Genomic DNA, 6000 nt, shown 5'->3' on the forward strand with positions numbered 1-6000 from the left:
AATTGGGGGAAGGCATGGACGCAGAGGCCATCACCGGTGTCGTTGCCGGTTACGACGGATCGCAGAACGGGATTCGGGCCTTGGATTGGGCCGTCGGCGAGGCCCAGAGCCGCGGTCTGCCGCTGACCGTCATCCACGCGTGGGAGGCATTCATCGGGAGCCCGGTGGCCATGCCCGTGGTGGATCTGCGGGCCGTGGCGCAGGAGACCCTGGACGGCGGTGTCGAGCACGTCCGCAAGCAGGCTCCCGACCTGCCGGTGCGGGGCGTGCTCGAATGCGGACGGCCGGCCGCCGAGTTGATCGAGGCGGGGCGGAGCGCCGCCTTGCTCGTGCTGGGACCACGGGGCCTCGGCGGGTTCGCCGGGCTGGTGCTGGGATCGGTCAGCGCTCAGGTGGTCGCACACGCTCAGTGCCCGGTGGTGATCGCCCGCGGTGACCCGGGGCGGCGCCCGGAGGTCGAGCCGGGGCGCGTTGTGGTCGGCGTGGACGGTTCACCGGCGTCGCGGGCAGCACTGGCGATGGCGTTCGCCGAGGCCGAACTGCACGGTTCGTCCGTGCATGCGGTGGCGGCATGGGAGTCGGTCCCTGTGAAGGGCCTTCCGCCGCTGGCGGACGAGGCCGGAATACGGAAGGCGGCCAGGGAACGGCTGGACCAGTTGATGCTTCCCATGCGCGAACTCCACCCGGGGGTGGAAGTGCGGGCCGAGGTCGTGCTCGGGCCACCGCGAGGAGTCCTGCTGGACGCCTCACAAGGCGCGCGTCTGCTCGTCGTCGGCTCGCGGGGACTGGGCGGCTTTCGCGGCCTGCTGCTCGGATCGGTCAGCCATGCCCTCGTCCAGCACGCGACCTGTCCGGTAGCGGTCGTCCACGCGCCCCAAGACCCGGACGACTAGCACGTCCCCCGATGCCACCGGTCATCAGCGGACATGCCCCTGAAGCTGGGCGTCAGTGGGCGGCGGCGTCAGGGGCCCATACGCCGACTGTCGAAGTCCGCCGACGCGTCGTCCCAGAGCCGGCAGCGCCGCCGGTCGTAGCGACGCAGGAACATGTAGAAGCCGGCCAGAGGCGATCCCGTCGCGGAACCGTCAAGGCTCCGGCCGCTGCGGCATCGCCGATGGTTCAGGCGTGGGTGCGCGGGGGTACTCGCCCACGCGTCCGGAACACGCCCAGACCTTCGGACGGTCGCCTGGACCGCGCCGCGCCAGGTCATGTAGCGGCCTTTTGCTGGGTCCCGTCCGAGGCGGCCCAGGTCACCGTCACTTCGCGTCCGCGTAGCGACCGGTTGACATCCACCAGGTGGCTTCCAAGCTGGTAGTAGGGACGAGATACCAGGAGGTCTCCAATGAAGGCGAAGAAAGGCGACTGAGGGATAGTCCGCGGCCACCAGGTCGGGGAAGCGGACCGCAAGGCGCTGATCACTGAAGTGCACGGCCGGGACGGGGCGCCGCCCTATGTCGTCGAATGGGATGACGGGCACACGAGCACGTACTACCCCTCCTCGGACGCTCTCATCGAAGAGCACCCGGCGCCACGCGCTCTCTGAACTGAGATTCGCCCTGCCTGCGTGGCGGACCGGAGGGCGCGCCCCACGAACATCCCTTCACGGATGCGCGTGAAACCCTTGGTTCTGGTCGAGCCGCCCCGGAGCCCCCGCGCTCGGCGAACGGATCAAAGCGTTGAACGTCCTGCTTTGAGGAGGTCGAGATGGAGACGGTCCGGCGCTTCCAGGCATCGCCGAATGCGTCCTGGCCGAGACCTGCCGTGCCCTGGCACGTCTGATCGCCCTCGGCCGGGCGACGCCTCCCTGCCTCGCGGGAGAGGGCCCTCGCCTCAAGGAGCCGGGCCGCGTCTCGGAGTTCGCCGAGCGGCCCATCCTCGTGGCCCCTGCGACAGGTCACCGTCCTCCAAGCGCGGGCGCACTGCCTGGCTTAAGCCGTCACCGTGACCATTGATCACTTATTGCATGCCGGCCGCGATCCGGGCCTTTCGTCCCTGAAGCCGGGACCTAGATCCCTACTCGCTCGGCGCCTCCGGTCGCGATGGTGGACGTGTACGAAGGCCATGGTTTGCCGGACGCCCACGGCAATACGCTCAGCCAGCCGACAAGCACCGTGGAGGCAATATGACCGGCATAGGTATTGGATCGGTGGATGAGGCGGCCCTAGAGGATCGGTTGCGGGAGCACCACCGGCGTTGCCTGCCCGCATTGAGCAGGCTCAGGATGCTGGCGAAGGACGGCTGGGAGACGAACATCGACGTGCGGGCGGCGACCACGGTGGTCATGGTCGAGTTGGGTGCCGCCGAGTCGGTGCTTCTCGCCGCCCTGTCGGAAAGCGTTCGCCGTGAGGCTCTGGCGCATTTTCTAGCCCGCCGCTTCAACCGGCTCGCGATCGTCGCCGAACATGCCGCGGTAACGGCGGACGCCGGAGATCTTCCCGTGCTGCGCCGCCTGCTCTACCAGTTCCACGCCTTGGCAGAGGCGATGTGGAAAGTGCAGCTGGGACTGCAACCGCATAACCCGTATCCTGCGACCGAAGTCGGCCTTGTAGCCGTCACCGATGCGTGATGGGCAGGTCGCCCGGCCCGCGAGGCACAGTGATGCGTCGCACCGTTATTCACCGTCCTTCGTGGTGCTTCCAGCGTCTGCCGCCGCGCTCGGCCAGGGCAGCGTGCGAAGGTCCCCTTCCGTGCGCTGAAGGTCGTCTGTGCCCTTGGCGCGAGTTTCCGCGGGATGTCGCTTGGCCCGAACCCGCCTGCCCCGATCCCCGGCCGACCTGCGCGAGCCGGCCGTCGAGGGGGCTGCAACGCGCCGTCGGCGTGCTTGGGGAGATGACCTCGGACGCGGAACCGCCGTGGTCGGCGCTGTACGCGGCGAGCTACGTTGTCGACCGCCCGCTGCACCGGCGTGTTCAGCGGCAGCATCCCTGACTGCGAACAGAAGAGCTTGGAGGCCGTGGCGGCCGTCTGGTGGGACGTTCGAAAAGCGCCCTCGCATGAACGATCGGTCCAGATCACCGGCAGCTTGGGGAGGTCCACCGGCAACCGCCCGCGGGTATGGCCCGGGAACCACCGACCGTGTGGTGCAGCACTCCCCGGCAGACAACAGAAGGCCTGGCGACGTCCGACGCCGTCAGAGCCAGTCGCGGTGCTTGAACACCGCATACAGGACGCCGCAGACGATGGCCATGAGCGCCAGCGCGAACGGGTAGCCGAGCGGCCAGTGCAGTTCGGGCATGTGGCGGAAGTTCATCCCGTAGATCGTGCCGACCAGGGTGGGCGCGAACAGGATGGCCGCCCACCCGGAGATCCTCTTGACCTGCTCGTTCTGCGCGTATCCCGCCTCGGACAGGCGTCTCATCTCCTCGTTCTGCGCCTGGCCGACGAGGGCGGCGTTGACCGTCAGGATGTTCTGGAGGTTCTGCCGGAAGCCGTCCACGCGTTCCACCACGATGGTGGCGTGGTCGTGGATGTCGCGCAGGTACCGGTGTATCTCCTCGTCGATGCCGCGCTTCACGAACTCGGCCGACACCTCGGCCAGCATCGGGATCAGCGGCCGGGCGGCGCGGTGGAACTCGATGACCTCGCGGGAGAGTTCGTAGATGCGCCGGGACACGGCAGGCTCGCCGTCGAAGACCTCGGTCTCGATCTCGTCGATCGCGTTCTGCAGTCCGGCGATGACGGGTGCGTAGCCGTCCACGGCCGCGTCGAGGATCGCGTACAGCACGGCCTGGGGCCCCAGGGCCAGCAGTTCGGGCTCGGCTTCCAGTTCCCTGCGCACGGAGGCAAGGTCGGGCGACTCGCCGTGCCGCACCGTCAGCACGAAGTTCTCGCCGATGAACGCGTGCACCTCTCCGAAGTCGACCTCCTCGGTCCGGTCCAGGTACCGGGCGGTGCGCAGTACCACGAACAGGGTGTTGCCGTACCGTTCCAGCTTGGGACGCTGGTGCGCCACGATCGCGTCCTCGATCGCCAGCTCGTGCAGGCCGAACCGCTCGGCCAGCGACCACAGCTGGGCCTGCGACGGGCGGTCGAGCCCGATCCAGGCCATGGCCCCGTCGCCCATCGCCGCCAGTTCGCGGTAGGTGTCGGTCAGGCTCGCCGGGGACCGGCGGCGGACGCCCTCCACGTAGATGCCGCTGTCCACCGGGCCGTCGGTGTCGGCCCAGTACGGTTTCGCCGGACGGGGATGCATCATGTGCTCGGGTGCGAGCTGCTCTTCGCCTCCCGGTTCGCCGGGCTGGAGGGGCCGCTGTTTGAGCGGCCGCACACGCCGATCGACCACCAGACCTCCACATGGGACGGGCCTTGCCGTGGGGTTCTCCACGCCAGTGTCCATAGTGTCGCTGTCATCCCTCGATGCCGTCGGCGCCGCGCGGGCGGTCATTCGGTGGTGACGGCGCGGATAATGCCGATCTCTGGCGGCGCGGCGGGGAACACCGTGGCTAGGACGCAGGCCAGAGCCGCGGCGGCCAGGAAGCCGAGCTCGCCGTGGGCGACGAACTTGTAGCCGCTGGCCAGGTAGGAGACGTCTGAGGACGCGCCGCCATCCGACATGCATCCGTCGACATTGTCATCGCAGGTCATTCGCCTTTTGCGAGTGGGACTTCCGGCCCTTCCGGGCTTTCGGGCGCCCTTGGACGATGAAGGTGAACCGCCATTGAAGGAGGCCCGCCATGAAGGCCAAGGAATGGGGCGTGGAGCTCTACATCACCGAAGACGGCACGGACACCGCCGCGCGCGCCGTCCTTCTCAGCGGCAGCGAGAAGAAGACCACCGGACACGGCCGCGCACGCCGCAACCCTGTCGACCGCGAGGTCCCGGAGATCGGCGACGAGCTCGCGGTGAGCCGGGCGCTGGCCGATCTGGCCGACCGGCTCCACCAGACCGCCAACGAGGACATCGCCCAACTCGCGGGTCCGCAGTGAACACCGACCTGGACGGCTCCGGTCCTCAGGGCCAGGCCGTCTCGACCGGGTCGCCGCGCCTTCAATACCTCGTGCTCGTGGCGGTCGCAGCGGTGGTCACGTCCGGTGCCCTGCGGCTCGGCGTTGCGCCCCTCCTCGTGCTGTTCTGCGTGATCGCGCTGGCCGTCCTGCTGCTCATGACGAAACTCGCGAGCGTCGTCCACGACGCCAGACGAGCCCGGGACTGACGTCGCCGAGGCGCCGGTTGCGGCGTCGGTGACCGGGGTGACGGCGACGCGGCTGGACAGCTCGTCCGTCCCGGCGGGTTTCATCACCCTCCGCAGTGCCTCCGAGGGATCTGCCATCGGCCGACCGCCGTTTCCTACGCTGAGCCGGTCGCGTGCCCGGAGCGGGCCCCGGCTCGCCGGCACCCCGGCGAGCAGCGGGACGAGGACGTGCTGACCGCCGCCGCGGCGGCGCTGACGAGTGGCACTCGGTCGAGTGTCGGTGATTCGCCGACGGGTCAAGCCGGTCGATCTGAACGATGACCAAGTGGGTGTACCGACTGCAGTAACAGCGCCACAGTCGGCGGCGACGGGGAGATTCGAGGCCTGACCAGGATTGATGGAGGCCCGGATCGAGCCGCCGAGCAGACGGCGAGCAGACGGAGGGATGAACCCGGACGGAACCGGCGGGCGGCATACCGGACGAAATTTGTGTTTGCCCTGGTCGGGATGGGTGGGTCGCGTGGGACTCGAACCCACAGCCTACGGATTAAAAGTCCGGAGCTCTGCCAATTGAGCTAGCGACCCGTCGTGCAAGGGTACCGAGATCGCTGGGGGGTTTGCGACGGGGTTACGGGGTGCGGGTCAGGTGGAGGGGGAGGTGTTTGAGGCCGTTCTGGAAGTTGGAGGCAAGGCGCACGGGGGTGCCGGTGCGGGTGATCTGGTGGGGGAGGAGTTCGCGGAAGATGGCGCGCATCTGAGTGCGGGCCAGGTGGGCGCCCAGGCAGAAGTGGGGGCCGAAGCCGAAGCTGACGTGGTCGTTGGGGGTGCGGGTGATGTCGAAGCGGTCGGGGGACGGGAAGACGGTTGCG

Annotated in this window: 8 protein-coding genes and 1 tRNA gene; 5 read left to right on the forward strand and 4 right to left on the reverse strand. The window is 68.8% G+C overall.

Going from position 1 to position 6000, the window contains the following annotated elements:
* The first annotated feature begins 14 nt into the window (after window positions 1–14).
* The 3 genes from E1285_RS24550 (at window position 15) to E1285_RS24560 (ending at window position 2566) form a co-directional block, all read left to right on the forward strand.
* Window positions 15–893: a universal stress protein gene (locus E1285_RS24550; protein ID WP_132155966.1), complete on the forward strand. Its 879-nt coding sequence runs from the start codon at window positions 15–17 to the stop codon at window positions 891–893.
* Window positions 894–1369: 476 nt separating this feature from the next.
* On the forward strand, window positions 1370–1543 hold the full coding sequence (locus tag E1285_RS47570; RefSeq protein WP_279510090.1) for a DUF1918 domain-containing protein: 174 nt from the start codon (window positions 1370–1372) through the stop codon (window positions 1541–1543).
* A 579-nt stretch (window positions 1544–2122) separates the two neighbouring features.
* Entirely contained in the window at window positions 2123–2566 is a 444-nt protein-coding gene (locus tag E1285_RS24560; protein WP_132155968.1) for a hypothetical protein, read from the forward strand.
* 564 nt (window positions 2567–3130) lie between these two features.
* Here the strand turns inward: E1285_RS24560 and E1285_RS24565 are convergent.
* On the reverse strand, window positions 3131–4282 hold the full coding sequence (locus E1285_RS24565) for a magnesium and cobalt transport protein CorA (protein ID WP_243723022.1): 1152 nt from the start codon (window positions 4280–4282) through the stop codon (window positions 3131–3133).
* A 98-nt stretch (window positions 4283–4380) separates the two neighbouring features.
* Window positions 4381–4554, reverse strand: coding sequence for a hypothetical protein (locus E1285_RS45740; RefSeq protein WP_165966742.1), 174 nt, complete (start codon window positions 4552–4554; stop codon window positions 4381–4383).
* A gap of 119 nt (window positions 4555–4673) precedes the next feature.
* Here E1285_RS45740 and E1285_RS24570 point away from each other — a divergent pair, with 119 nt between their 5' ends.
* Window positions 4674–4925, forward strand: coding sequence for a DUF1876 domain-containing protein (locus tag E1285_RS24570; protein ID WP_132155972.1), 252 nt, complete (start codon window positions 4674–4676; stop codon window positions 4923–4925).
* Window positions 4922–5152: a hypothetical protein gene (locus tag E1285_RS24575; RefSeq protein ID WP_132155974.1), complete on the forward strand. Its 231-nt coding sequence runs from the start codon at window positions 4922–4924 to the stop codon at window positions 5150–5152. The genes E1285_RS24570 and E1285_RS24575 overlap by 4 nt, the downstream gene beginning before the upstream one ends.
* Before the next feature lie 491 nt (window positions 5153–5643).
* On the opposite strand, the gene E1285_RS24580 is transcribed toward E1285_RS24575, so the two are convergent.
* Both E1285_RS24580 and E1285_RS24585 read right to left on the reverse strand, forming a co-directional pair.
* Window positions 5644–5716 (reverse strand) — tRNA-Lys (locus E1285_RS24580).
* Window positions 5717–5759: 43 nt separating this feature from the next.
* Window positions 5760–6000 (reverse strand): cytochrome P450 (locus tag E1285_RS24585; RefSeq protein WP_132155976.1); only part of this gene is annotated, 241 nt, incomplete at its 5' end.

This window comes from Actinomadura sp. 7K507 (assembly GCF_004348425.1).
In the GTDB taxonomy this organism is placed as follows: domain Bacteria; phylum Actinomycetota; class Actinomycetes; order Streptosporangiales; family Streptosporangiaceae; genus Spirillospora.

Coding starts and splice junctions, on each gene's coding strand:
- E1285_RS24570 (WP_132155972.1), top strand. CDS start 4,674: ATGAAGGCCAAGGAATGGGGCGTGGAGCTCTACATCACCGAAGACGGC.
- E1285_RS24550 (WP_132155966.1), top strand. CDS start 15: ATGGACGCAGAGGCCATCACCGGTGTCGTTGCCGGTTACGACGGATCG.
- E1285_RS24560 (WP_132155968.1), top strand. CDS start 2,123: ATGACCGGCATAGGTATTGGATCGGTGGATGAGGCGGCCCTAGAGGAT.
- E1285_RS45740 (WP_165966742.1), bottom strand. CDS start 4,554: ATGTCGGATGGCGGCGCGTCCTCAGACGTCTCCTACCTGGCCAGCGGC.